This is a genomic window from Kineococcus sp. R86509 (assembly GCF_042466365.1).
Classification (GTDB): Bacteria; Actinomycetota; Actinomycetes; order Actinomycetales; family Kineococcaceae; genus Kineococcus.
The window spans coordinates 3778898-3803902 of record NZ_JAXHCE010000001.1 but is presented as its reverse complement, the minus strand read 5'-3'; the positions used below and the strand labels follow the sequence as shown (position 1 = coordinate 3803902).

The following is a 25005-nucleotide window of genomic DNA, read 5'->3' as shown; positions in this document are numbered from 1 at the left end:
GTCCCGTGACCGACCTGCGCTACCCGAACGCCGTCGTCCACTTCGGCGTCTTCTTCCAGGGCGTCAACCACAGCACCATCTGGTCGGACCCCCGCAGCGGATCCCAGATGCACCACTCGACCTTCACGCAGCTGATCCGGACCGCCGAACGCGGACTGTTCGACGCGTTCTTCCTCGGCGAGGGTCTCCGCCTGCGCGAACAGCGGGGCAGGATCCACGACCTCGACGTCGTCGGACGACCCGACGCGCTGACCGAACTCGCCACGCTGGCGGGTCTGACCGACCGCATCGGTCTGGTCGCCACCCAGAACACCACCTACAACGACCCCGCCGACCTGGCCCGCCGCCTCGCGTCCCTGGACGTCCTCTCCGGTGGTCGCGCCGCGTGGAACGTCGTCACGACGGACAACGCCTGGACCGGGGCGAACTTCCGCCGGGGCGGCTACCTCGACCACGCCGACCGCTACGAGCGGGCCGAACGCTTCGTGAACCTGGCCCGACGGGTCTGGGACAGCTGGGACGGGTCGGAGTTCGCCCCCGTGGACTCCGACGACCGCTTCTTCGACGTCGAGATCGCCCCCACCGTCCCCCGCAGCCCGCAGGGTCATCCCGTGATCTTCCAGGCGGGCGACTCACCCGCCGGCCGCGACTTCGCCGCCCGCTCGGCCGACGTGATCTTCTCCGCGCACGGGAGCGACCGCCACGACGCGCTGGCCTTCGCCGACGACGTCCGCCGCCGCGTCGTGGCGGCGGGTCGCCCCGAGGACGACGTCCTCACCTTCCCGGGGACCCAGATCGTCGTCGCCGACACCGAGGGCGAGGTGGAGGAGAAGGCCCGTTGGGTCCTGGAGCAGCAGGTGACCCCCGCGACCGCGCTCTCGCTGGTGGGTCAGGTGTGGGGCGAGGACCTGTCGGGCCACGACCCCGACGGCCCGTTGCCCGCGCACGACCCCGTCATCGCGGACATCGACGGGACCCGGGGCGCCGCGCGACAGGGTCACGACCCCCGGGCGATCGCCCGGGAGTGGCGCCGGGTGGCGGAGGAGAACGAGTTCTCGCTGCGCGAACTCGTGCTGCACACCTCGGCCCGGCGCGGTTTCGCCGGTACGGCCTCGCAGTTGGCCGACGAGCTGACCCTCTGGGTGCGCAGCGGCGCCAGCAGCGGGTTCAACGTCACGCCGTTCCTCGTCCCCAGCGGCCTGGACGACATCGTGGACCAGCTCGTCCCGGCCCTGCAGGAACGGGGCGCCTACCCGACCGCGTACGTCGGGACCACGCTGCGCGAGCACCTGGGTCTGCGACCTCCGCTCACGCGTTGCCGCTGAGGAGCCCGCCGAGGTAGCGGGCGATGGCGCCGGGACCCGACACGGGGGCGACGGCCTCGACCGCGGGGTTGTAGTTCGTGTTGGTGTTGATGTCGTAGGTGACCGTCCGCCCGTCCGCCGTCTCGAGGAACTCGATGCCGGCGATCTCGATGCCGGCCGTCCGCAGCAGTTCCTCGTAGCGGCGGACGAGCGGGTGGTCTCCGGTGATCTCCGTCCGCAGCGCGAACGGGACCACGCCCGGCACCTCGCACGCGTCGGCGGGGCACAGTTCGAAGCTGCCCGCGGAGGTGTCCACGCGCACCGCGTAGACGAAGCGCCCGCCCACGAACTCGGCCCGGGTGACGAACGGTTCGGCCGAGCGGAGGAACTCCTGGAGCAGGGTGATCCCGTCGACCGGTTCCTCGAACTCCGGCGAGGCGACGTGGGCGTCGAAGTCCTCGTGGGAGTCGAAGCGCCGGACGCCGAGGCCCTTGCCGCCCTGGTTGTGCTTGGTGATGAACGGCACCTGCAGTTCCCGGGAGCGTGCCGCCAGGTCCCCTCGGCCGAAGACGGCCAGGGTCCGGGGTACGTCGAACCCGTTGCGGTGCAGCAGCGCGTGTTGGGCGACCTTGCTCACCTCGAGCTCGACGACGTGGGTCCCCCCGACGACCCGGCGGCCCCAGCCCTCGAGCCAGGCGAAGAGGGCCCGGGTGAACTCCTTGGTCTGCCCGTGACCGCGGGTGTGCGCGGACGCGCTGAGCCGCGACCAGTAGACGCCCGGGGCCGGTTCGGCGTCGAGGTCCAGGGACCCGCCGGTCAGCAGGACCTCCTGGAAGGGGACGCCCTCGGCGCGCAGGGCGGCTTCGAAGGGCGGGAACCACTCGGGGTTCTCGTGCACCACGTGGACGCGCGGCTCGGTCGGGATGGTCATGCTCTTCCTCCTGGGTTCGTGAGGAGTTTGGCAACGGGTCTCCTCGTGCGATAGTTTCACACCGTCCATCCAGAGCGACCGAGAGACCTGGCTCGTCGACGTCGCAGCAACCCCCTGAACCTTCAGGCGCGGGTGCTTCCGCCAGGACCGATGGGAGTTCGCGCCGTGAAGGTACCCGAGAAGCGCTTCACACGTCGTCGCCACGTCGACCTCGGTCGACTGCAGTCCGCGGTGTGCGCGGGATCCTGATCCCCCGTCCGCTGCGGTGATCCCGCGGACGGAACCCGGCGTCGTCGTCGACGTGATCATCGGAGTTCCCCCGTGCCCTTCTCCATCCCCATCCCCACCCCCACCCGCGTCCGCAGCCTGTGCATCGTCGGCGCGGGTCCTCGCACCCTCGTCCTGCTGCAACGCCTCGGTGCGCACGCCGGCCCCGAGGACCTCGACGTGCACGTCGTCGATCCCTTCGACTCCGGCGCCGGTCGCACCTGGAGGGAGGCCCAGGACCCCCTGCTGTGGATGAACTCCCGGGCCGCCGACATCACGGTGCTGCCGGACGACTCCGTCACCGGGCTGACCGGACCCGTCACCCGGGGGCCGTCGCTGGCGGACTGGATCCGGGAGAACCGGGCCGAACTGGTCCACGACGCCGCGGCCGCCGGTGAGGACCTGCTGCGCGAGGAGGTCCTGCGCAGCGGGCCGGGTTCCTTCGTCTCCCGCCGGCTCGCGAGCCGCTACCTCGGTGCGGCGTGGCGACGCACGCTCGACGGCCTGCCCCCGAACCTGCGGGTCCACCGCCACGCGCGCACGGTCCTCGACGTCCTCGACGCGGACGACGGACGTCAGCGGGTGCAGCTCGCCGGCCCCGGGGAACCGCTGACCGTCGACGTCGTGCTGCTCGTCCAGGGACACCTGGACGTCCGCCCGGGTCCCCGCGAGCGGAAGCTGGAGACGTTCGCCCGCAGCCACGGCCTCGCCTACGTCCGTCCCGGCTACACGACCGACCAGGACCTGGACGTGCTGCGGCCGGGCGCCGACGTCGTCGTCGTGGGGATGGGTCTCGCCTTCGTCGACCTGGTGGTGCTGCTCACCGAGGGCCGCGGGGGCCGGTTCGAGGAACTCCCCGAGGGCCACCTCCGGTACCACCCCAGCGGAGCGGAACCGCGCCTCTTCGCCGGGTCGCGTCGGGGGGTTCCCCACCGCTCGAAGATCGGGTACCCGGCGCCGGCGGGCCTGGGTCTGCCCCACCACTACAGCGCGAGGGTCGTCGAGGAGCGGTTCGGGAGCGCGGAACTCGACCTGCGCTCGGACCTCTGGCCGTTGATCGTCAAGGAGATGGCCGGGGCGCACTACCGGGAACTGTTCCGCACCCACCGGGAACGGACCGTCCTGGCGCCCGCCGAGTTCGACGCCCGGTTCGCCCGGTCGCCCTGGGGCAGCGCGGAACTGGACCACCTGGTGGAACGCGCCGTACCCGACCCGCGCGACCGGTTCGACGTGACCGCACTGGACCGTCCGCTCGAGGGCTGGTGGGGGACGTCGGGGGACGAGGTCCACGAACGCGTCCTGCGCCACCTCGAGGACGACCGGGAACGACGGGCCGACCCGGCGCACTCCCCGGACGCGGCAGCCCTGGCCGCGCTACTGTCCGCGTACGTGGTGACCCTCGGCCTGCACTCCGCGGGCCGGTTGAACGCACGATCCACGGCGCTCGACCTCGACGGCTGGTGGCACGGGTTCTTCAGCTACGTGGCCAGCGGTCCCCCGCCCGAGCGGTTGCGGCAGATGTCGGCCCTGGCCCGCGCGGGGGTCCTGAGGTTCCTCGGGGCCGACGTGCACGTCGAGCCGGACCCGGAGGCCGGCGTGTTCCTCGCCTCCTCGGCCAGTGGTCCGCACCAGGTGCGGGCACGGGGTCTCGTCGAGGCCCGGTTGCCGGTACCGGACCTGGAGCGGACCTCCGACGTCCTGCTCACCCGGTTGCGCGAGCGCGGTGAGGTCCGGGCCCACGAACTGGTGGACGGCGAGGTGCGGTGGTCCAACGGGCGCCTCGTCGTCGACGGAGGCGGGCGCCTGGTGCAGGCGGACGGCTCCGTCCACCCCCGCCGTTTCGCGACCGGCGCCTGGGTGGCCGGTGAGGCGGCGGCCGCTGCCTTCGCCCGACCACGATCGAACGCCGAGCTCTTCCGACGCAGCGACCGCCTGGCCGCGGAACTGCTCCGTGCTGCGGGTTCCGTCCCGACCGCACGACGACCTGTCGAGATCCGCAGCGAACTCCCTGGAGAACGAGGACGATGAGCGAGACCACCCGACCGACCCGGGCACCGGCGCCCGTGCTGACCGTTCCGCCCGCGGTCAGGGTCCTGCCCGCCCGTCACCCCTGGCGCTGGGTCGCCACCGCCGTCGTGGCGGTGCTCGCCGCGATGGCGGTCCACGCGCTGGTCGCGAACCCCGTCTGGGAGTGGCCCACGGTGGGTCGGTTCCTGTTCTCCGCCACGATCCTGCGGTCGCTGTGGTTCACGGTGGAGCTGACGCTCGTGGGGACGGCGATCGGCCTGGTCCTGGGGACCGTGCTGGCCCTCATGCGCATGTCCGACAACCCGCTGCTCACCGGGGTCAGCTTCACCTACATCAGCGTCTTCCGCTCGGTGCCGCTGATCCTGCAACTGCTCTTCTGGTACAACCTCGCGATCCTCTACGAGCGGATCGGCGTCGGGATCCCGTTCGGCCCGCAGTTCTGGTCGATCGGGACCCAGGACCTCATCGGCCCGGTGACCGCCGCCTGCCTCGGGCTCGGGTTGCACCAGGCCGCGTACTTCGCCGAGATCGTCCGGTCCGGGTTCCTCGCGATCGACCCCGGTCAGCGGGAGGCCGCGGCCGCGCTGGGGATCCCCCGGGGGCGGCAGTTCTGGCGGATCCAGTTGCCGCAGGCGTTGCGCATCATCGTCCCCACCACCGGGAACGAGATCATCGGGCTGCTCAAGGGGACCTCGGTCGTCTACATCATGGCGCTGCCCGAGCTCTTCTACCAGGTGCAGGTCGTGTACTCCCGGACCGGCAGGGTCATCCCGCTGCTCGTAGTGGCCGCGGTCTGGTACTTCGTCCTCACCAGTGCCCTCTCGGTGCTGCAGTGGTTCGTGGAACGCCACTACGGACGGGGCAGTTCCCGCTCGCAGGACGACCTCCCCCTGGTGGTGCTCCTCCGTTCCGTCCGCGGCGCCCGCGCCCGCCGACTGGAGGCCTCGCGATGAGCACGTCCACCCCGCCCCGTCCCGTCGTCCGGCTCGAGGGGGTCCACAAGCGGTTCGGCGCGCTCGAGGTGCTGCGCGGCGTCGACCTCTCCGTCGCCGCCGGCACCGTCACCGTGGTGCTCGGTGCGTCCGGGTCCGGCAAGTCGACGCTGCTGCGGACCATCAACCACCTGGAGAAGGTGGACTCGGGCATCGTCGAGGTCAACGGTGAACTGATCGGCTACGAGCGGGCCGGGAACCACCTGCGCGAACTCCACGAGCGTGAGGTGCTGCGCCGGCGTTCGCACATCGGGTTCGTCTTCCAGCACTTCAACCTCTTCCCGCACCTGACGGTGCTGGAGAACGTCGTGGAGGCGCCGGTCTCGGCCCAGAAGCGCCGCCGGTCCGCCGTCGAGGTCGAGGCCCGGGCCCTCCTCGCCCGCGTCGGACTCGCCGACAAGGCCGACGAGTACCCCCGGCGGTTGTCCGGCGGTCAGCAGCAGCGGGTCGCGATCGCCCGTGCTCTGGCCCTCGAACCCTCCCTGGTGCTGTTCGACGAACCGACGTCGGCCCTCGACCCCGAACTCGTCGGCGAGGTCCTCGACGTCATCCGCGACCTGGCGGCCTCGGGAACGACGATGGTCGTGGTCACCCACGAGATCGGTTTCGCCCGCGAGGTCGCCGACCGCGTGCTGTTCGTGCACGACGGCGTCGTCCTCGAGGAGGGAACTCCCACCGAGGTGTTCGACCACCCCCGTCACGAACGGACCCGTTCCTTCCTCGCGAAGGTCCTCTGACCACCCCGTCCCACCCCCGTCCCACCCGCGACCCGGCGACCCGCCGGACCGCCCTGTCGGCCTGCCCGGTGCAGACCGCGACCCCGAGGAGAACCCTGTGATCAGCCGTCGAACCTGGATCCTGTCGCTGGCCGCGAGCCCGCTGGTGCTGGCCGCGTGCGGGAACGGGACCGACCCCGCCACCGTCGCCGTCGCCGCCACCGAGGGTGCGGTCGACACCAGCCCCGAGCAGAGCGGTCGCATCGCGGTCGAGGCCGTGCCGGAGATCGCGGCGACCATGCCGCAGGAGATCCGCGACCGCGGCACCCTCGTCATCGGCACCACGGCCGACGGCAACCCGCCGCTGGGTTTCCGTGCCGACGACGACACGACGGTCATCGGCATCGAACCGGACATCGCCCTGCTCGTCGCCGGCGTCCTCGGGCTGGAGCCCGATCTGCGGGCCACCTCGTGGGAGAACCTGTTCGTCTCCATGGACTCGGGTCAGTTCGACGTGGGGTTCTCGAACATCACCGTCACCGAGGAACGCAAGGAGAAGTACGACTTCGCCTCCTACCGCGTCGACACCCTCGCCTGGGAGGTCGCGAAGTCCTCCGGCACCACCTCGATCCAGGAGCCGAAGGACGTCGCCGGGCTGACCGTCGCGGTCGGTTCGGGCACCAACCAGGAGAAGGTGCTCCTCGACTGGGACGCCCAGAACACGGCGGCCGGTCTGGAACCGGTGACGATCCAGTACTACGCGAAGTCGACCGACGTGTACCTCGCACTGAAGTCGGGGCGCATCGAGGCGTACTTCGGCCCGAACCCGACCGCGGCCTACCACGTGCTCGTCGCCGGCGAGACGAAGATCGTCGGCACCGTCCCCGGCGGTGGCACGATCCAGGCCGACATCGCGGCGACGACGAAGAAGGGCGACGGACTGGTCGAGGCCCTGGCCGCGGCGCTGAACCACGTCATCGAGAGCGGCGCCTACGCGAAGACCCTCGCACGCTGGAACCTCGCGAACGAGTCCGTGCCGACGTCCGAGATCAACCCGCCCGGGTTGCCGAAGACCGACTGATCCGAGGAGAGCAACGTGGTTCTGCGAGTTCCGGTCCCCCGCACCGGTACCCCCGTCCTGCAGGTGCGCGGCACCGTCGAGCACGGCGACCAGCGCGGTCGTCTGCTCGGCTTCCCCACCGCGAACGTGGCGCTGCCCGGGGACGGCCCGGCGGACGGCGTCTGGGCCGCCACCGTGCAGGTCGACCCGGTCCACGACGGCCCCGTGCACATGGCGGCGGTCTCGGTGGGCCGGCGGCCCACCTACTACGCGGACGGGGTGCGACTGCTCGAGGCGTTCCTCCTCGACGTCAGCCTCGACCTCTACGACCGTGAGGTGCTGGTGTCGCTGCACCGCCACCTGCGTCCCCAACTGGCGTTCTCGGGGTCGGCCGACCTCGTGGCGCAGATGCACCGCGACGTGGCGGCGACCCGGGAGTGGGCCGCCGCCACGGTCGGTCGCTGACGCCGCCCGGAGGGCCGGCCCACGGTGTGGAACGGGCGGAGGAGGCGTTCAGGAGGCAGAGTCAGCGGGGTGAGGACCTCCAGCACTCCGCCGACCTCCCCCGCCCTCCCCACCGAGGCGGACCTCGCCGCCGCGGCGCACCGTTCCGACCCGCTCGCGGACGCCCTCGCCGACCGGGTCCTCGCCGATCCCACCGGCTGGCGACGCTTCGACGAGGCGTTGCGCCACGGCGCCGACAGCGCCGTGGACCCCGCCGTGCGCGACCTGGTGCTCGACCTCGAACGCACCTGCGCCGCAGCCGACGACGAGGTCCTGGACGCGGCGGCCGAACCGACCTTCACGGCGTCGATGGGCGTCCACGTCTTCGACGTCGGGGCGGGAGCGCTCATCAGTTCCTACCGGCCGCCGACGACGTCCACGATCCTGGTCCGGACGGGGCGGCTCCTGGGGGAGAACGCCCACGCCCGGCTGCTGGAGACGGCGCAGTGGCTGACGGCCGCGTCGCTGCCCAGCGGGACCCGCCCCGGCCGGCGGGGTTTCGTCTCCACTGCCCACGTGCGCCTCGGCCACGCCGTCGTCCGGCGCCGCGTCCAGCGCGAGGACCCGCCCGCAGACGGGACCGTCCCGATCAGCCAGCTGGACCAGCTCCGCACCTGGCTCGACTTCACCTACGTCGCGCCGCAGTCCGCCGCGGTGCTGGGCATCGACCTCACCCCTGCCGAGTACGCGCGCTTCCTCCGGTTCTGGCGCCACCTCGGAACGCTGCTGGGGGTCGAACCGGGCCTCACGGCGGGAGTGGTCGACCTGGCCGGTGCGCGCACCCTGCACGACCGGATCGACGCCCGCACCGCGGCGCCCAACGACGACGCCCGCGCCCTCACGGCCTCGGGCCTGACCGTGCTGGCCACCACGCTGGCCGAACTCACCCCGATCCCGGCGCTCGTGGCGACCCCCCTCGTCGAGGTGGTCTCCCGGGCCATGCAGGGCGACCCGCTCGCGGACGCGCTGGGCATCCCGCGGCACCCGCTGCTGAGCCGGGCGGTGCCGGTCGTCGCCGCCGTGCAGCGGGCCCGTCGCGACCGGCTGCGGCGCAACCCCACGGCGTGGGCCGCGGCCATCGCGCGGAACACCGCCGCCAACCGGGAGTTCCTCGACGCCGGGTGACGGGAAGCGCCGCGGGCGCGGTGACGTTCGCACCACGGGAACGAGCACGACCACCGAGCACAGGAGGACACCGTGGCAACCGTCGACGACCTCGTCGTCACCCACGACGAGCAGGCCCACCGCTGGGAGGGCCGCCTCGACGGCCAGGTCGTGGCGTTGGCCGACTACGTCCCGCAGGGCTCGTCGATCGCGATGGTCCACACCGAGGTCGTCCCGGCCCACGAGAACGAGGGACTGGCGACGAAGGTCGTCGACGCCGCGTTGGCCGACGTCCGGGCGCGCGGGTTGCGCGTCGTCCCGGCCTGTTCCTTCGTCCGCCTGCACGTGCGGCGGCACGCCGAGGAGTACGCCGACATCCTCTGAGGCCCCCCGCACGGGAGGATGTGGCCCGTGACCCCCGATGCGCCCCGTCGACGTGCCCGCAGGTCCCGTCCCGACGGGCCCGTGACCCTCGACGACGTGGCCCGCGAGGCCGGGGTCTCGTTGGCGACGGCCTCACGCGTCCTCAACGGCAGTTCCCGGGTCGTCGGTGAGGCGCTGCGCGAACGCGTGCACGCCGCGGCCGCGCAGCTGGACTACAGCGCCAACGCGCAGGCGCAGGCGATGGCCCGGGGCCGCTCGGGAGTCGTCGGTCTCGTCGTCCACGACATCGCCGACCCGTACTTCTCCTCCCTCGCCGCCGGGGTGACGGCCCGGGCCGAGGCGTCCGACGTCATCGTCACCCTCGCCGTGACGGGAGGCGATCCCGTGCGGGAACTGCAGCACGTCGCGACGCTGCGCCGGCAGCGCGTCCGAGCCGTGCTGCTGGCCGGGTCGCGCTGGGCCGACGAGGAGTCGACGGACGCCCTGCGCGCCGAACTCGACGCGTTCCGCGCCAGCGGCGGGCAGGTGGCGGCCGTCACCCAGGACGTGCTGGGGGTCGACACCGTCCTCATCGACAACGTCGGCGCGGCGCGACGTCTGAGCGAGGCCATGGTCGGGATCGGCTACCGCGAGTTCGTGCTGCTGGAGGGCCCCGAGGACCTGCTGACCGCACGGGAGCGGACGGCGGGGTTCCTGGCCGGGCTGAGAGCGCACGGGATCGAACCCGTCGCGCACCTGGCGGGCCCGTTCACCCGCGACGGGGCCTACGCGAGCACCGAGGAGTTCCTGGCCCGCGGTCCGCTCCCCCGGGTGGAGGGGCGTCGTCCGCTCCTGATGGCCGCGAACGACGTGATGGCCGTCGGTGCCCTCGCGGCCGCCCGCGACGCCGGCGTCGACGTCCCCGCGGACCTCGCGATCTCGGGTTTCGACGACATCCCCACCCTGCGCGACGTCGCCCCCGCCCTCACCACCGTCCGCTTGCCGTTGCGGGGCATCGGCGAGGCCGTCTTCGACCTCGTCATCGCCGACGGGGACGGGCCGCTGCGCCGGGAACGGTTCGAGGGCGAGGTGCTCGTCCGCGCCAGCACACCGCCACAGACGTGACGGTGTGCCGGCACGGACCGGCTGTCAGAGCATGCCCGCCGCGGCGGACACGACCTTCTTGGCGGCGTCGGCCGGGGTACTCCGCCCGAAGATCTGCTCGGTCGCGATCGTGGAGTAGTCGGTGCTCCACGACGACGCGTTGGCCGGGGTCACCTGCGGCGGGTCGACCAGTTCCGGGGTGATCGCCTGGGTGAACTCCAGGGCGATCTTGGCCTGCGGGTCCAGGACCGGCTTGATGTCCTCCTGCACGGACGGGATCGCCGGGACCCCCCGCTCGGTGGTGAGGATCTTCGTCGCGGCGGGGTTGGTGAGCACGAAGGAGACGAACTTCGCCGCGTTCTCGCTCTGCTTCGAGCGCGCGGAGATCGACCAGTACATCGACGCCTTGTTCACCATCTTCGGGGACTCCCCCGCTGCCTTGGCGGGCAGCCGCAGCAGCTTCAACTCGTTGCCGCTGGCCGCTGCGAACGCCGAGATCTGCGTGTGGAAGAGCAGGTGGAACGCCGCCCGGTTGGTGGCGAACAGCGAGGCGTCGAGCGCGGCGGTCGAGTTCTCGCTCTGCATCGCGGCCGGCGGCGTCGCCCCGGAGGCGATGAGGGCGTCGGCGTACTCGAAGAAGTTGGTGACGGTCGCCTCGTCGGCGGGCTTCTCGTCGTCGCGGGGGAAGACCTCCTGGCCGCGCTGGCGGGCCCAGACGGCCACCTCGTTGGTGCCCACCCCGAACCCGTCGAAGCCGAAGACGCCCTGGGCGCTCAGCTTCGAGGAGATCTGGGTGGCGAGGTCGGCGAACTCGTCCCAGGTCCACTTGGTGTCGTCCGGCATCGCCACGCCGGCCTGCTCCAGCAGCTTCGGGTTGACCCCGAAGGAGTAGTTGCCGGTGCCGATGGGAGCACCGACGAACGTCTTGTCCACCATGCCGGTGTCGCGCACCTTCTCGTCCATCGCCGACAGGTCGAGCTGACCGGAGACGGAGCCGAGGTCGAGCAGGGCGCCCCGCGTCCCGTAGGCGGCGATGTAGGACTCGTCCATCTGGATGACGTCGGGCGAGTCGTTCGCGGCGGTGCCGGTGGCGAGCTTGTCCCAGTACGAGGTCCACTCGGAGTTCTCGACGGTGACCTTGATGCCCGGGTTGGCCTTCTCGAACTCCGCCACCGCCTGCTGGGTGAGCTTGAGCCGGGAGTCGTTGCCCCAGGTCGAGACGCGCAGGGTGCCGCCGCCCCCGGAGGCCTGCGAACCGCCGGAGCTGCCGGGCGCGCAGGCGGCGAGGGCGGCCAGCGACCCGACGGCGGCGAGGCCGGTGACGGCCTGGCGCCGGGACGGACCCCGGTGCGGGGTGGGAGAGGTGTTGGTGTCCGCGTGGTTCATGTCAGCGAGGCCATTCTCGTCGAAGGTGCGCGGGTAGGAGCGGTCGTGCGGACGGTCACTTGCCACCGGTGGTGGAGATCCCCTTGACGAGGAAGCGCTGACCGAAGAGGAACACCACGAACAGCGGGACGAGGGTCACGATGGACATCGCGAACATCGCTCCCCAGTTGCTACCGCTGGTGGCGTCGAGGAACTGCTTGAGCGCGACCGGAACGGTGTAGGCGTTCGGGTCGGTCAGGTAGATCAGGGGGGTGAAGAAGTCGGACCAGGTCCAGATGAACGTGAAGATGGCGGTGGTGGCCAACGCCGGCCCCATCAGCGGGATCATCACGCGCAGGAAGATGCGGCCGTGTCCGCAGCCGTCGATGCGGGCCGCCTCGTCGAGCTCCCGCGGGATGCCGCGGATGAACTGCACCATGAGGAAGATGAAGAACGAGTCGGTGGCCAGGAACTTCGGCAGGATCAGCGGGACGAACGTGTTCACCCAGCCGAGGTTGTTGAACAGGATGTACTGCGGCACCAGGACGACGTGGACCGGGACCATCACGGTGATGAGCATGACGGCGAACCACAGCGTCTTGAACCGGAACCGGCAGCGGGCGAAGGCGTAGGCGGCCATGGAGCAGGCGAAGAGGTTCCCCGCGACGGCCCCGACGACCACGATCGCGGAGTTCACGATGTAGTGACCGAAGGGCTGCGCGAGGGCCGTCCAGCCGCCCGTGTAGTTGCTGGTGATCAGGTCGTTGAGCCACAGCCCGGGGGTCCGGAAGATGACGTCCGTGGGCCGGAACGAGGACACCAGCAGCCACAGCAACGGGTAGATCATGATGACGCTCACGGCGATCAGCACCAGGTGCTTCACCACCGAGCGGGCGTTGCGGTACGCACGTCCCGCACCTTCCACGGGCTTCGGCCCGTGGGTCGCGACCTCGGGAGAGGCGGTCTCCTGCAGTTCAGTCATCGTAGAACACCCAGAACTTCGAGAGGAGGAAGTTGACGGCGGTCAGGACACCGATGATGAGGACCAGCAACCACGCCATCGCCGCGGCGTAGCCCATCTGGAACTGACCGAAACCCTTCTGGTACAGGTACAACGAGTAGAACAGCGTGGAGTCCGCCGGACCCCCGGTGCCACCGGAGACCACGAAGGCCTGGGTGAACGACTGGAACGCGTTGATCAGCTGCAGCACCAGGTTGAAGAACACGATCGGCGACAGCAGCGGAAGGGTGATCCGCCGGAACCGGGTCCAGCGGCTGGCCCCGTCGACAGCGGCGGCCTCGTGGTACATGACGGGGATCTGGCGCAGGCCGGCCAGGAAGATGACCATCGGCGAACCGAACGTCCAGACGTGCAGCAGGATGATCGTCCACAGCGCGTAGCTCGGGTCGGAGACCCAGCCCGTCGTGGACTGGATGCCCACGGCCCCCAGGATCTGGTTGACGAGTCCCTCGGTGCCGAACATCTGGCGCCACAGCAGGGCGATGGCGACGGAGCCACCCAGCATCGAGGGCAGGTAGAAGATGGAGCGGTACAGCGCCAGACCGCGCATCCCGCGGTCCAGGACGATCGCCACGGCCAGGGCGAACCCCAGCTGCAACGGCACCCCGACGACCACGTAGATCAACGTGACCTTCAGCGAGTGGTGCAGACGCGAGTCGGTGAGCATGTCGACGTAGTTCTGCACGCCGATCCACTCCGGGGGCTGCAGCAGGCTGTACTTCGTGAACGAGAGGTACAGGCTGGCCAGCATCGGGCCGATGGTGATGACCACCAGGCCCAGGAACCACGGGGCCAGGAACAGGTACGCGGCCTTGTTGTCGCGGCCGTTCTCGCGCCGCAGGGCGGCCTTCTCCTCACGGGTCCGGGGACGGTCGCCCCGGGCGGTCCGGATGTTGGAGAGTTCGGAGATCGCGCTCACCGCGGCGGCCTTCCGCCGTGGGGTCCATCGAACATGGGAACCACCTTCTCGGTCGTCGTTGAGTCGAGGGGGTGTTGCGGGTGGAGACTACGCCGGAGCGAACCGGCCGGAACCCAGCCGCGCCGAGACCTGCTGCGCGGGAAGTCCTCCGTCGAGGCTGCGGTAGAACTCCAGGTCGGGGGTCAGGTCCTGGCGGGTGATGCTGGTGCCCCCGAGAGCCGACGCGTAGAGCGCCGTCACGAACTCCATCGTCGGCCGCGTGCTGGCCAGGGTCGTGGCGTGCGGGCGACCCGCGAGCAGGTCGTCCACGAGTTCGTCGATCTGCGCCGCGTGCTGCGAGGGCCGGTCCACCCCCGCCGACGCCGTCCACACGTCGGTGCCCCCGTCGCCCCCGGCGGAGTTCCCACCGGCGAGTTCCGGATCGCTCCCGTTGGCGGCGACCCGGTCGGCGCCCGGCAGCGGGAACCAGGACCAGTCCGCGTCGGAGTAGCCGTAGAGGTGGTCGACCTCGAGGGTCCCGGCGGTGGTGTCGATCCGGATGCGGCTGACCTCCTTGGGCGAGAGCAGGCTCGTCACGACCGAGGCCCGCGCACCGTTGGCGAAGGTGACCGTCGCCGTCGCCACGTCCTCGAACTCGACCGGACGGGCGATGCGGGCGGCCATGGCGTCCAGCGTCGTCCACTCCCCCATGAGGTGCAGGAGCAGGTCGATCTGGTGGATGCCGTGCCCGAGGGTGGGGCCACCCCCCTCGCCGGCCCAGTTCCCCCGCCACTCGGGGTCGAAGTAGCTCTCCGGGCGGTACCAGAGCGTCTCGCACACGGCGACGCGCGGAACCCCCAGCGAGCCGTCGGCCAGCAGGCGGTGCGCCCGCTCGGCCCCGGACCCGTGCCGGTGCTGGAAGACGACGTAGACCGATCCCGTGCTGGCCGCCTCGGCCTGCGCGATGAGGTCCATGTCGGCCAGGTTGACCGTCGGCGGCTTCTCGAGGAGGACGGAGACCCCGAGTTCGAGCAGGGCCACGGTCGTCGCCGTGTGCGAACCCGGTGGCGTGCAGACGGAGACGAGCTGCACGTCCTGGGCGACGAGGTCGGCCAGGCTGTCGCACGCGGCAGCGCCGAACTCCTCGGCGAAGCCCTTCGCCGACGCGGGGTTCACGTCGTGGGCCGCCACGAGCTGCACCCGGGGGTTGGCCGCGTAGGCCCGCCCGTGCGAGCGGGCGATGCCCCCGCAGCCCACGACACCGACCCGCAGGGCTCCCGGAACGGCGCTCACGCCGCGAACCCCTTCAGCGTGGCGTTCTGCTGCGCCGTGATCGCGAGACGCATCACCTCGAACGTGTGCCGCTGCGGGCAGGCCGTCTCGGTGCGGTGGCGCACGTCGTGCACGAGGGCCGGGTAGTACGGGAGTTCGACGTCGGAGCAGTCGATGCGTTCGGTCGTGCTCCCGTCGACGAGGAAGAGGTGGTCGCCCCCTTCGCGCCCGGCGAGGTCGACGTACTTGCGGAGTTCGATGAACCCCTCGGTTCCGAGGATCGTCGTGCGCCCGTCCCCCCAGGTGGGCAGACCCTGGGGCGTGTACCAGTCGACGCGCACGTAACCGTGGGCCCGTTCGGCGGCCAGGGTCAGCTCGCCGAAGTCCTGCATCCGGGGCGAGTCCTCGTGGGTGTAGTTCGCGACGGTGCTCGCCACCACCTCGGCGGTCTCGGACCCCGTGTAGAAGAGGAACTGGTCGATCTGGTGGCTGGCGATGTCGGTGAGGATCCCGCCCGTGCGGTCCCGGTCGTAGAACCACGCCGGCCGCCCCGCGCCCCCGGCGAGGTGGGCGCGGTCCCCCTCGCGGTGCGGACCCAGCCCGATGGTCTGCACGACCTGGCCGATGCGACCCGCCTGGACGAGTTCGCCGGCCTTCACCGCGCAGCGGACCTCGAAGCGTTCCGAGAACGTGACCGACCAGAACCGGCCGGACTCCGCCACCGCCTTCTCGACCTCGTCGAGCTGTTCGAGGGAGATGCAGCCGGGTTTGTCGGCCACGACGTCCTTGCCGTTGCGCAGGGCCGTCACGGCGATCGGCCCCCGCCGGTCCGGGACGGCGGCGGTGACGATCAGGTCGACCGAGGGGTCGGTCAGGAGCTGATCGGGGTGCTCGGCCCAGGGGACGTCGGGCCAGCGTTCCGCGACGCCGCGGGCGATCGCGGCGTCGCGGTCGTCCGTGGCGAGACCCACGAGTTCGCAGCCCTGCGCGAGCAGGCCCGCGATCTGACCGAACGCGTGGGCGTGGTCGAGCCCGACGGCCGCGAAGCGCACGGGCCGGTCTTCAAGAGATGTGCTCACCGTTGACCTCATCTGTGGAAGCAGTGCGGACCACGAAAGTGATCGATAATCTTCGTTGACTTCGAGTACTGTAGTTATCGATCACTTCGGGTGTCAACGATGACGCTCGACGGATCGACCACTCGATCCGGAGCACCTCCCGAGAGGCTGACCATGACCCAGGAGATCTCGCCGGTGCGCAAGCGGGCGACCATCTACGAGGTCGCGGCCCTCGCCGGCGTCTCGCACCAGACGGTGTCGCGCTACCTGCGCAACAACGGCGGCCTGAAACCCACGACGACGGAGAAGGTCGCGGCGGCCATCCAGGAACTCAACTACCGCCCCAACCTCATCGCCCGCTCGATGCGGACCCGGCGGACGGGACGGGTGGCGTTCCTGCTGCCGACGACCACGGCCACCCCCGCCCTCCCGCTGCGGCTGATCTCCGAAGCGGTGGGCGTGGCCCACGGCGCCGGCTACACCATCGACCTCATCGGTCGCGAAGGGTCGGCGGGCGAGCAGAGCGAGCGGGTCCAGGAGATCGCCGACTCCGGCGAGTTCGAGGGGATCCTCGCCCTCGGCACGGGGACGCAGGCGCCCACGCCCACGTCGGCCACCCCCGTCGTGACCATGTCGACCTACGATGCGGAACTGCGCGGCACGGGTGCCCTCGCCGACGGCACCGCCTGCGGGGAGGTCGTGCGGATGCTGGTGGGTCTGGGACACCGCCACTTCCTGCACGTCAGCGGCCCGCTCACCTACGCCTCGGCGCGCAACCGCCGCCAGACCTTCCTGGACGTCACCGCCGGACTCGGGGTCGAAGCCACCGTCGTGCAGGGCGACTGGCAGGGCGAGTCGGGGTACGCGGCCATCGCGGCCCTGCCCCGCGACACCCCGGTCACCGCCGTCGTGGCGGGCAACGACTACTCCGCCATGGGCGCCATCCGCGCTGCGACGCAACGGGGGTGGCGCGTCCACCGCGACCTCAGCGTGTTCGGGTGGGACGACAACGAGCTCGGCCGGTTCTGCACCCCGACCCTCTCGACCGTCGCCAACGACCTCGAGCGGCAGGGCCGTGAGGCGATGGAACGGCTGATCGCCGTGATGCGCCACGAGGAACCCCCGGCACCGGACCCCCGGTCGCTGCACCGGCTCCTGCCGCGCGAGTCCATCGGTGCGGCGCCGACCCGACGTCCCCGCCTCCGCGCCGTCCCGCGCTCCTGATCAGTTGAACCAGTCGAGGGGCGAGGAGGACAACGGACGCCAGTCCGGCGCCCCGCCACCGAGGACCATCAGGGCCGCGGCGAAGGCGATGAGGAGCAGCACGCCGATGGCGACGCCCGTCTCGCGCTCCCCGCGCAGGGTGCTGCGGACGGCCTTGCGCGCGCCGCGCTGCAACGACCGACCACCGGGGCCGTGCCAGGCCACCAGCGTCCCGGCGAGGCCACCGAGGGCGAGCGTCCATGAGCTCTGGTAGTCCAGGGCCGCTCCACGTCCGAAGGTCCCGACGATGAAGACGACGCTGATGCCCACCAGCAGCGGGATGATCGCCGAGAACACCGTGGAGACGGCCGCGCGGAAGGCGTGCCACGGGGTGGCCGCACCGACGGCGAGGGCGTCGGTCGCCCGGGGGCCCGCCTCCCACCGACGACGGAACAACCCCGCCGCCGCGCGGTCCACGGTGCGGGCGACCGTGCCACCCACCAGCGAGACGACCACGGCCGTAGCGGGTGCGACCGCGAACACGCCGACGAGGGCGAGCAGCGCGGCGAAGATCGTCCACGAACGTTGCGGACGCGCGGGCTGACCGTTCGTCCCCATCGGCGCCTGCGCGGCGGGCTGCGCGTTCGGGTACGGCTGGTTCGGGAACTGCTGGTTCGGGCGGTGCTGGTCCGGGTACGGCTGGCGGTTCACGACCCCGGGACCGGGCACGGTGGGGATCCACCCGGGCGGGGCCTGCTGCGCCGGCGGGTAGGTCGGCGCGGGCGGGCGGGCGAAGGGCGCCGTCGGCGGTGCGGGTTGCTGCGGCGGCAGGACGGTCGTGGACTCCGCGGGCGCCTCCCACTGCGGGGCCGGGGCCTGCACGCGCGGCAGGGCCGCGGTCTCGTCGGCGATCAGCGACTCGAACCGCGACGGCGGCGCAGCCGGGCGGGAGGGTTCGGGAGCGGGGACGGCCGTGGTGGCCGCGACCGGATCGACGCGGCCCTGGCTGCCGGTCGTCGCGCCGTCGAGAGCGCGCAGCAGCGCGTCGGGGTGCGGCCGGTGGGCGGGGTTGACCGCGAGCGCCGCGAGGATCGGACCGCGCAGGTCGGCGGGCACGGCGGAGAGGTCGACGTCGGCGCGGCGGACGCGGTCGAGGACGACCTCCATCGGGCCGGACCCGTAGGGCGGGCGACCGCTGGCGGCGTAGGCGACGGTGGCGGCCCAGCCCCACCAGTCGGTGGCCGGGGAGACGAGTCCACCGGCGACGACCTCGGGCGAGAGGTAGCCGGGGGTCCCCATGACGAGGCCGGTGGAGGTGAGCCGGACGTCGTCGGCGACGTGGGCGATGCCGAAGTCGATGACGACGGGGAGGCCGTCGAGGAGGAGGACGTTGCTGGGCTTGAGGTCGCGGTGCACGACGCCGGCCGCGTGGATGGCGTGCAGGGCTTCGGCGAGGCCGTGGCCGAGGTCGCGCAACCGACTGCCCTGCAACGGTCCCCGGGTCTGGACGACGTGCTCGAGGGAGGGGCCGGGCACGTAGCGGGTGACCAGGTGCGGCCACTGCCCGTCGACGTCGGCGGAGAGCACCTCCGCGACCCGCGGCGAGCGGACGCGTTCGAGGGTGGACACCTCGCGGGCGAGGCGCTGGCGGGCCTGCGGATCGGCGGCGATGTGGGGTTTGAGGACCTTCAGCGCCACGGCGCGGTGCTCGTCGTCGAGTCCGAGGTAGACGATCCCCATGCCGCCCTGGCCGATCTCGCGGTCGAGGCGGTACTTGCCGAGCTTGTCCCCGGGTGAGGGTGCGTAGGCGTGCGGACGCCACGTCTGCTGGGGGGTCTGCTGAGGGGTGTGCTCGACGCGGAGCCCCTCGACCGCGCCGTCGGGGCCACCCGCGCCGGGCCCGACGGCGCGGGTCCGCGCGTCGCCGGAGGAGTGCGGGTAGGGGGTGACCACGCCCCCACGGTACGGCAGGGACAGGCTCCCACCAGGGTGTGCACCGCTCCTCCACACGGTGGTGACCGGGCGGTGATCGCGATCACGACGGGTGTTCCGGCCCGGGCCCCGGTAGGGTCCGGCGGAGAGCAACCCACGAGGAGGATCACCCCATGGCCGGCGATTACGACCTGGTGGTGGTGGCCAACCGGCTTCCCGTCGACCGTGTGGAGGAACCGGACGGCTCGACGTCGTGGCGCCGCAGCCCCGGCGGTCTGGTGACCGCCCTGGAACCCGTGATGAGGCGTGAGGACGGCGCCTGGGTGGGCTGGGCGGGGACGCCCGGGGACCCACCGGAGCCCTTCGACGCCGAAGGGGTGCGTTGCGTGCCGATCGGCCTGTCGGCCGAGGAGGTCCAGGACTACTACGAAGGCTTCTCCAACGGCACGCTGTGGCCGCTCTACCACGACGTCATCGTCGCGCCGGGCTACCACCGCAGCTGGTGGGAGGCTTACGTGCGCGTCAACGAGCGCTTCGCGGAGGCCACCGCGGCGCAGGCCGCGGAGGGTGCGACGGTCTGGGTCCAGGACTACCAGCTGCAGCTCGTCCCCCGGATGCTGCGGCGACGTCGCCCGGACCTGTCCATCGGGTTCTTCAACCACATCCCGTTCCCGCCCTTCGAGATCTTCGCGCAGCTGCCGTGGCGCAAGGCGATCATCGACGGCCTGCTCGGCGCCGACCTCATCGGCTTCCAGCGGGCGGCGGACGCGAACAACTTCACCCGGGCCTGCCGTCGCGCCTCCAACCTGCCGGCGCGTTCGGGCCGGATCCGGCTCGACGCGGAAGGCGGGCGCGAGGTGCGGGCGGCGTCGTTCCCCATCTCCATCGACTTCAACGCCCTGGACGAACTCGCCCAGCGCGAGGACGTGAAGGCGCGGGCCGCGGAGATCCGCCGTGACCTCGGCAACCCCGAGCACGTCCTGCTGGGGGTGGACCGCCTCGACTACACCAAGGGGATCCTGCACCGCCTCAAGGCGTTCGAGGAGCTCCTGGACGACGGCGGGGTCAGCGTGGAGGAGGCCTCGCTCATCCAGGTGGCGACGCCGTCGCGCGAACGCGTCGAGCAGTACATCCAGCTGCGCCAGGACGTCGAGGTCACCGTCGGGCGCATCAACGGCACGCACGGGACCATCAAGAACACCGCGGTGCACTACCTGCACCACTCCTACGGCCGGGAGGAGATGGCGGCCCTGTTCCTGGCGGCGGACGTCATGCTCATCACGGCGTTGCGCGACGGCATGAACCTCGTCGCGAAGGAGTACGTGGCCGCCCGCCACGACGAGCGCGGGGTGCTGGTGCTGAGCGAGTTCACCGGCGCGGCCGACGAGCTCGGGCAGGCGTTGATGGTGAACCCGCACGACATCGACGGCCTGAAGGACGCGATCGTGCGGGCGTTGCGGATGTCGCCGCGGGAGGCGGGTCGCCGGATGCGGGCGTTGCGCCGTCGGGTCGGGGACCACGACGTGCAGCGCTGGGCGGCGTCGTTCCTGCAGGCGCTGGCCGAGCACCGCACCACCGAGGCGTCGGAGTCGGTCGCCGCGGCGGCCGAGGGGGTGGTGTCGTGAGTCCCTCCCCCGAGGTCCTGACGTCGCTGCGGGAGTTCGCCGCCCGCGGGCGCGTGCTGGTGGCCCTGGACTTCGACGGGGTGCTCTCCCCCCTCGTCGACGACCCGTCGGCCGCGCGGCCGTTGCCGGAGGCGAGCGCCGCGCTGGAACGACTCGTCGCGAGCACGGACGTCGCGCTGGTCTCCGGTCGCGACCTGGACGACCTGCGGGCGTGCGCGAACCCGCCGGCCGGGGTGGTCCTCGTCGGGGGTCACGGGACCCAGAGCTCCCTCGAGGGTGCCGCCGGCGGTCAGAGCCTGAGCGGGGCGGAGACCGATCTGCTGCAGCGTCTCGGGGCCGCGCTCGACGAGATCGCCGCCGGGCGCGACGGGGTGCACGTCGAACGGAAACCGATGTCGGCGGTGCTGCACACCCGGCGCGCCTCCCGGCCCGACGCCGAGTCCGCGACGCAGGCGGCCCTGGCCGGCCCGGCGACGTGGGACGGCGTGCACGCGTTGCGCGGCAAGGAGGTCGTCGAGCTCGGGGCGGTGGAGCTGGGCAAGGGCGCGGGGCTGCTGCGGTTGCGCGAGCGGCTCACCGGCGAGGGTCCCGCGGTCGAGGCGGTGCTGTTCGCGGGCGACGACGTGACGGACGAGAACGCGTTCACGGCCCTCTCTCCCGAGGGCGGGGACCTCACGGTCAAGGTCGGTGACGGCGAGACCGCCGCGGTCCTGCGGGTGGGCTCGCCGGTCGAGGTGGCCGAGCTCCTGAACGCGCTGGCGGACCTGCGTCCCTGAGCGCTCGACGGCTCCCCGGGCGCTCAGCGCTCGACGACGCTCGCGAAGGCGTTGAGGGACTCGATGCGCGAGACGTCCACGTGGTGCACGGGTTCGTTCTCCCGCAGCGATCCGCGCACCGTGACGATCCCGCCCTCGACGCCGAGGACGAGGCCCTGGACCTTGTCACCGCTCACGGTGTGGATGGTCACCCCGGGGTTGTCCCCGTCCCCGGGGGCCCAGGTCTGCGCCGCCTGCGCAGCCGCGGTCAGCAGACGCACGAAGGTCTCGGTCGCGGGGTTCACCCGACCACCCTCCCACCGCGCGGACGTCGCGGACAGTCCCCCGGAGCCGTTCTGGCAGGGTCAGCGGGCGGTGGTGGCGGCGCGTTCGCGCTGGCGACGCACGTAGGCGCGGGCCCACGGGTCGGCGAAGCGGGCGAGCACCGGTCCGAGGACCGCCATCGCCAGCACGTAGGCCGCGGCGAGCGCCGCGAGCCGGGGGTCGACCCCGGCGGCCGTGGCGAGACCGGCGATGACGATCGAGAACTCGCCCCGGGGGATCAACGCGGCCCCGGCCCGGATCCGGCCCGGGATCGCGATGCCGGCGCGCTTGGCCGCGACCCACCCGGTGACGAGCTTGGTCAGGACCCCGACGACGACGAGGGCGAGAGCCGGCAGCAGCACGGGCGGCAGACTGCTCGGATCGGTCGAGAGGCCGAAGGACACGAAGAACACCGCGGCGAAGAGGTCGCGCAGGGGTTCGAGGCGCTGGTGGGTCTCCTGCTCGAGGTCGCTGGAGAGGCTGATCCCCAGCAGGAACGCACCCACGGCGGCGGAGACGTGCAGCTGTTCGGCGACACCCGCGACGAGCAGCGCGAGGCCGAGGACGCGCAGCAGCGTCACCTCGCTGGAGCCCGCCGAGACGAACTTCGAGATGAGCGAACCCCAGCGCAGCGCGACGACGAGAGCGACGGCGAGACAGGCCAGCGCGATGAGGACGGAGCCCGTCGCCTCCCAGACCCCGGACGCGGCGAGCACGGCGGTGAGGATCGGCAGGTAGACCGCCATGCCGAGGTCCTCGAGGACGAGGATGCCGAGGATCGAGGGCGTCTCGCGGTTGCCGAGGCGGCCCAGGTCGGCGAGCACCTTGGCGACGATGCCGGAGGAGCTGACGGCCGTGATGCCGAACATGGCGAGCGCCCCGACGGGCCCGAAGCCGAGGAGCAACCCGAACGCGGCGCCCGGCAGGCCGTTGAGGAACAGATCGAGGACGCCGACGGGTGCCTGCCGGCGGAGGTTGCCGAGCAGGTCCCCGGCGGAGTACTCCAGCCCCAGGAGCAGCAGCAGCATGACGACGCCGATCTCGGAGGCGGCGTCGAGGAACGCGTCGGGCGCGTTGAGCGGGATGACACCGCCGGCCCCGAACGCCAACCCGGCCAGCAGGTAGAGCGGGACCGGGGAGATCCCCAGGCGTCCGGCGAGGCGACCGACGAGACCGAGCCCGAAGATGACCGCACCGAGCTCGATGAGCAGAGCAGCGGTGTGCACCTGTCGAGTTCCGTCCTTCCTCAGATCGCGTCGTCCGCACCGGGAGGGCGCGGGGTCGTCCGGGCCGCGTCAGCCCTGGTGCAGCAGTTCGGCGGTCGCCCGGACCCCTTCCTGGGTCCCGACGACCACGATCTTGTCACCGGAGAGGAACGCCTGGGACGGCGCCGGCGACGGCGTCACCTCGCCGTTGCGCACGAGGGCGACGACGGAGGCGCCGGTGCGACTGCGGATCGCGGCGTCGGCCAACGTCTTGCCCACGTAGGGCGAACCGTCCTCGAGGTAGATGCCCTCGGTGGCGAGGCCTTCGATCTGCTCGCGCAGCCGGGCCAGTCGCTCGATGACCCGCGGCTGCCCGAGCAGCTCCGCCAGCACCTCGGCCTCGTCGCCGTCGAGGTCGATCACGGCGTGGCAGGCGTCGGGGTCGTCCTGGGAGTAGACGAGCAGCTCGCGCTCGCCACCGCGGGTCGAGATGACGCCGATGCGCCGACCGCGAGCGGTGGTGAAGTCGTGCCGCAGGCCCACGCCCGGCAACTTGGTCTCTTCCAGGTCCACGATCTCAGTGTCCTCCACGATCGCGGGAGCCGACGACCAGGGCGCCAGCTGTCCCCCGGACGCCACGCCGTCGCGACGTCCTGCTCTCACAACACCGTGTGACGTCCAGAACATCCCGCGACGTTCGGGCGCGCGGCCCTTGCCCTCTCCCGGTTCGTCGTGCATGATCCGAGCACCGCGACGGAGCGACCCCTTCCTCCTTGGACCCGGCAGTGACGCCGCGGACAACTGAACACCTCGTTCCACAACGGATCGTCCGGCACGTACCTGCCGGTGGAAGGATTGACACGATGGCTACGGTCACGTTCGACAAGGCGACGCGCATCTACCCCGGGGGCGACAAGCCCGCCGTGGACGCCCTGGACCTGCACGTCGAGGACGGCGAGTTCCTCGTCCTCGTCGGCCCCTCCGGCTGCGGCAAGTCGACCTCCCTGCGCATGCTCGCCGGTCTCGAGGACGTCAACGGTGGACGCATCCTCATCGGTGACCGCGACGTCACGACGGTTCCCCCGAAGGACCGCGACATCGCGATGGTGTTCCAGAACTACGCGCTGTACCCGCACATGACGGTCGCCGACAACATGGGCTTCGCGCTCAAGATCGCCGGCACCCCCAAGGACGAGATCAAGCGTCGTGTGCAGGAAGCCGCCAAGATCCTCGACCTCGAGGCGTACCTGACCCGCAAGCCGAAGGCCCTCTCCGGCGGTCAGCGTCAGCGTGTCGCCATGGGCCGTGCGATCGTCCGTCAGCCGCAGGTCTTCCTCATGGACGAGCCGCTGTCGAACCTCGACGCCAAGCTGCGCGTGCAGACCCGCACCCAGATCGCGTCGCTGCAGCGTCGCCTCGCCGTCACCACCGTCTACGTGACCCACGACCAGGTCGAGGCCATGACGATGGGCGACCGCGTCGCGGTCCTCAAGGACGGTCTGCTCCAGCAGGTCGACACCCCGCGTCGCATGTACGACCACCCGAACAACGTCTTCGTCGCCGGGTTCATCGGCTCCCCCGCCATGAACCTGCTCACCCTCGACGTCGCCGACGGTGGCGTGAAGTTCGGTGACACCATCCACCCGGTCGAGCGTCACCTGCTCACCAACGCCGGCGACAAGATGACGCTCGGCGTGCGTCCCGAGGACCTGGAGATCGGGACCTCGGGTCTGCCCGTGCAGGTCGAGGTCGTCGAGGAGCTCGGCGCCGACGCCTACATCTACGGTTCGCTGGCCCAGGCGGGCAGCGAGGCGCACCAGGTCATCGCGCGCGTCGACGGTCGCCGTCCCCCGGAGAAGGGCTCGACGGTGTACTTCACCCCCAAGCAGGGGCACGTGCACCTGTTCGACCACCAGTCCGGTCTGCGCATCGAGAACTGACGTCCGACGTCCACACGGGGGCCGTCACTCCTGC

Annotated in this window: 23 protein-coding genes and 1 riboswitch; of the genes, 13 read left to right on the top strand and 10 right to left on the bottom strand. The window is 71.7% G+C overall.

From position 1 onward, the window contains the following. Positions 1–5 precede the first annotated feature (5 nt). Positions 6–1325, top strand: coding sequence for an NtaA/DmoA family FMN-dependent monooxygenase (locus SJY07_RS18585; RefSeq protein ID WP_380161123.1), 1320 nt, complete (start codon positions 6–8; stop codon positions 1323–1325). Here SJY07_RS18585 and SJY07_RS18580 read toward each other — a convergent pair. Next, positions 1309–2235 carry a RimK family alpha-L-glutamate ligase gene (locus SJY07_RS18580; RefSeq protein ID WP_380161121.1) on the bottom strand — a complete coding sequence of 309 codons (927 nt, stop codon included), beginning with the start codon at positions 2233–2235 and terminating at the stop codon, positions 1309–1311. The two genes, SJY07_RS18585 and SJY07_RS18580, sit on opposite strands and share 17 nt — an antisense overlap. A 62-nt stretch (positions 2236–2297) precedes the next feature. Then, positions 2298–2392, top strand: a riboswitch (SAM riboswitch). A 164-nt stretch (positions 2393–2556) separates the two neighbouring features. On the opposite strand from SJY07_RS18580, the gene SJY07_RS18575 reads away from it, so the two are divergent. The 8 genes from SJY07_RS18575 (at position 2557) to SJY07_RS18540 (ending at position 10394) form a co-directional block, all read left to right on the top strand. Beyond that, positions 2557–4530: an FAD/NAD(P)-binding protein gene (locus SJY07_RS18575; RefSeq protein ID WP_380161119.1), complete on the top strand. Its 1974-nt coding sequence runs from the start codon at positions 2557–2559 to the stop codon at positions 4528–4530. Beyond that, positions 4527–5483 (top strand): amino acid ABC transporter permease, encoded by a 957-nt coding sequence (locus tag SJY07_RS18570; protein WP_380161117.1) that lies wholly within the window; start codon positions 4527–4529, stop codon positions 5481–5483. The genes SJY07_RS18575 and SJY07_RS18570 overlap by 4 nt, the downstream gene beginning before the upstream one ends. Then, positions 5480–6259 carry an amino acid ABC transporter ATP-binding protein gene (locus SJY07_RS18565; protein ID WP_380161115.1) on the top strand — a complete coding sequence of 260 codons (780 nt, stop codon included), beginning with the start codon at positions 5480–5482 and terminating at the stop codon, positions 6257–6259. The genes SJY07_RS18570 and SJY07_RS18565 overlap by 4 nt, the downstream gene beginning before the upstream one ends. Positions 6260–6356: 97 nt before the next feature. Next, positions 6357–7319: an ABC transporter substrate-binding protein gene (locus SJY07_RS18560; RefSeq protein WP_380161114.1), complete on the top strand. Its 963-nt coding sequence runs from the start codon at positions 6357–6359 to the stop codon at positions 7317–7319. Between the two features lie 15 nt (positions 7320–7334). Then, positions 7335–7763: a riboflavin kinase gene (locus SJY07_RS18555; protein WP_380161113.1), complete on the top strand. Its 429-nt coding sequence runs from the start codon at positions 7335–7337 to the stop codon at positions 7761–7763. Between the two features lie 69 nt (positions 7764–7832). Next, a complete protein-coding gene (locus tag SJY07_RS18550; RefSeq protein ID WP_380161111.1) occupies positions 7833–8927 on the top strand; it encodes an oxygenase MpaB family protein in 1095 nt (364 codons plus the stop codon). Between the two features lie 72 nt (positions 8928–8999). Beyond that, positions 9000–9290 (top strand): GNAT family N-acetyltransferase, encoded by a 291-nt coding sequence (locus SJY07_RS18545; protein WP_380161109.1) that lies wholly within the window; start codon positions 9000–9002, stop codon positions 9288–9290. Between the two features lie 27 nt (positions 9291–9317). After that, complete coding sequence (locus SJY07_RS18540; RefSeq protein ID WP_380161107.1) at positions 9318–10394, top strand: LacI family DNA-binding transcriptional regulator; 1077 nt, start codon at positions 9318–9320, stop codon at positions 10392–10394. Positions 10395–10418: 24 nt separating this feature from the next. Here SJY07_RS18540 and SJY07_RS18535 read toward each other — a convergent pair whose 3' ends face one another. From SJY07_RS18535 to SJY07_RS18515, 5 genes are all read right to left on the bottom strand, one after another. Beyond that, on the bottom strand, positions 10419–11759 hold the full coding sequence (locus tag SJY07_RS18535; RefSeq protein WP_328292744.1) for an extracellular solute-binding protein: 1341 nt from the start codon (positions 11757–11759) through the stop codon (positions 10419–10421). Positions 11760–11814: 55 nt separating this feature from the next. Continuing rightward, positions 11815–12720: a carbohydrate ABC transporter permease gene (locus SJY07_RS18530; RefSeq protein WP_380161105.1), complete on the bottom strand. Its 906-nt coding sequence runs from the start codon at positions 12718–12720 to the stop codon at positions 11815–11817. Beyond that, positions 12713–13678 (bottom strand): sugar ABC transporter permease, encoded by a 966-nt coding sequence (locus SJY07_RS18525; protein ID WP_328292746.1) that lies wholly within the window; start codon positions 13676–13678, stop codon positions 12713–12715. The genes SJY07_RS18530 and SJY07_RS18525 overlap by 8 nt, the downstream gene beginning before the upstream one ends. Before the next feature lie 87 nt (positions 13679–13765). Continuing rightward, positions 13766–14950 carry a Gfo/Idh/MocA family protein gene (locus SJY07_RS18520; RefSeq protein ID WP_380161102.1) on the bottom strand — a complete coding sequence of 395 codons (1185 nt, stop codon included), beginning with the start codon at positions 14948–14950 and terminating at the stop codon, positions 13766–13768. Further along, positions 14947–16008, bottom strand: a complete 1062-nt coding sequence (locus SJY07_RS18515) for a Gfo/Idh/MocA family protein (RefSeq protein ID WP_380161100.1) — start codon at positions 16006–16008, stop codon at positions 14947–14949. Before SJY07_RS18515 ends, SJY07_RS18520 begins: the two co-directional genes overlap by 4 nt. A 153-nt stretch (positions 16009–16161) precedes the next feature. On the opposite strand from SJY07_RS18515, the gene SJY07_RS18510 reads away from it, so the two are divergent. Beyond that, positions 16162–17211 (top strand): LacI family DNA-binding transcriptional regulator, encoded by a 1050-nt coding sequence (locus SJY07_RS18510; RefSeq protein WP_380161098.1) that lies wholly within the window; start codon positions 16162–16164, stop codon positions 17209–17211. Here SJY07_RS18510 and SJY07_RS18505 read toward each other — a convergent pair whose 3' ends face one another. Beyond that, positions 17212–19143 (bottom strand): protein kinase, encoded by a 1932-nt coding sequence (locus tag SJY07_RS18505; RefSeq protein WP_380161096.1) that lies wholly within the window; start codon positions 19141–19143, stop codon positions 17212–17214. Positions 19144–19295: 152 nt separating this feature from the next. On the opposite strand from SJY07_RS18505, the gene SJY07_RS18500 reads away from it, so the two are divergent. Continuing rightward, positions 19296–20747 (top strand): trehalose-6-phosphate synthase, encoded by a 1452-nt coding sequence (locus tag SJY07_RS18500; protein WP_380161094.1) that lies wholly within the window; start codon positions 19296–19298, stop codon positions 20745–20747. After that, complete coding sequence (gene otsB / locus SJY07_RS18495; protein WP_328292752.1) at positions 20744–21523, top strand: trehalose-phosphatase; 780 nt, start codon at positions 20744–20746, stop codon at positions 21521–21523. Before SJY07_RS18500 ends, otsB begins: the two co-directional genes overlap by 4 nt. Positions 21524–21546: 23 nt before the next feature. On the opposite strand, the gene SJY07_RS18490 is transcribed toward otsB, so the two are convergent. The 3 genes from SJY07_RS18490 to SJY07_RS18480 all read right to left on the bottom strand — a co-directional run bounded on the left by SJY07_RS18490 (position 21547) and on the right by SJY07_RS18480 (position 23604). Continuing rightward, complete coding sequence (locus SJY07_RS18490) at positions 21547–21807, bottom strand: hypothetical protein (RefSeq protein WP_380161091.1); 261 nt, start codon at positions 21805–21807, stop codon at positions 21547–21549. 60 nt (positions 21808–21867) lie between these two features. Beyond that, the gene (locus SJY07_RS18485; protein ID WP_328292754.1) at positions 21868–23052 is read right to left on the bottom strand and encodes a cation:proton antiporter; all 1185 of its coding nucleotides are present in this window, start codon (positions 23050–23052) and stop codon (positions 21868–21870) included. Between the two features lie 69 nt (positions 23053–23121). Further along, positions 23122–23604 carry a cation:proton antiporter regulatory subunit gene (locus tag SJY07_RS18480; protein ID WP_328292755.1) on the bottom strand — a complete coding sequence of 161 codons (483 nt, stop codon included), beginning with the start codon at positions 23602–23604 and terminating at the stop codon, positions 23122–23124. A 290-nt stretch (positions 23605–23894) separates the two neighbouring features. Between SJY07_RS18480 and SJY07_RS18475 the strand changes: the two genes are divergently transcribed. Then, positions 23895–24971, top strand: a complete 1077-nt coding sequence (locus SJY07_RS18475) for an ABC transporter ATP-binding protein (RefSeq protein WP_380161089.1) — start codon at positions 23895–23897, stop codon at positions 24969–24971. The last annotated feature ends 34 nt before the right edge of the window (positions 24972–25005 follow it).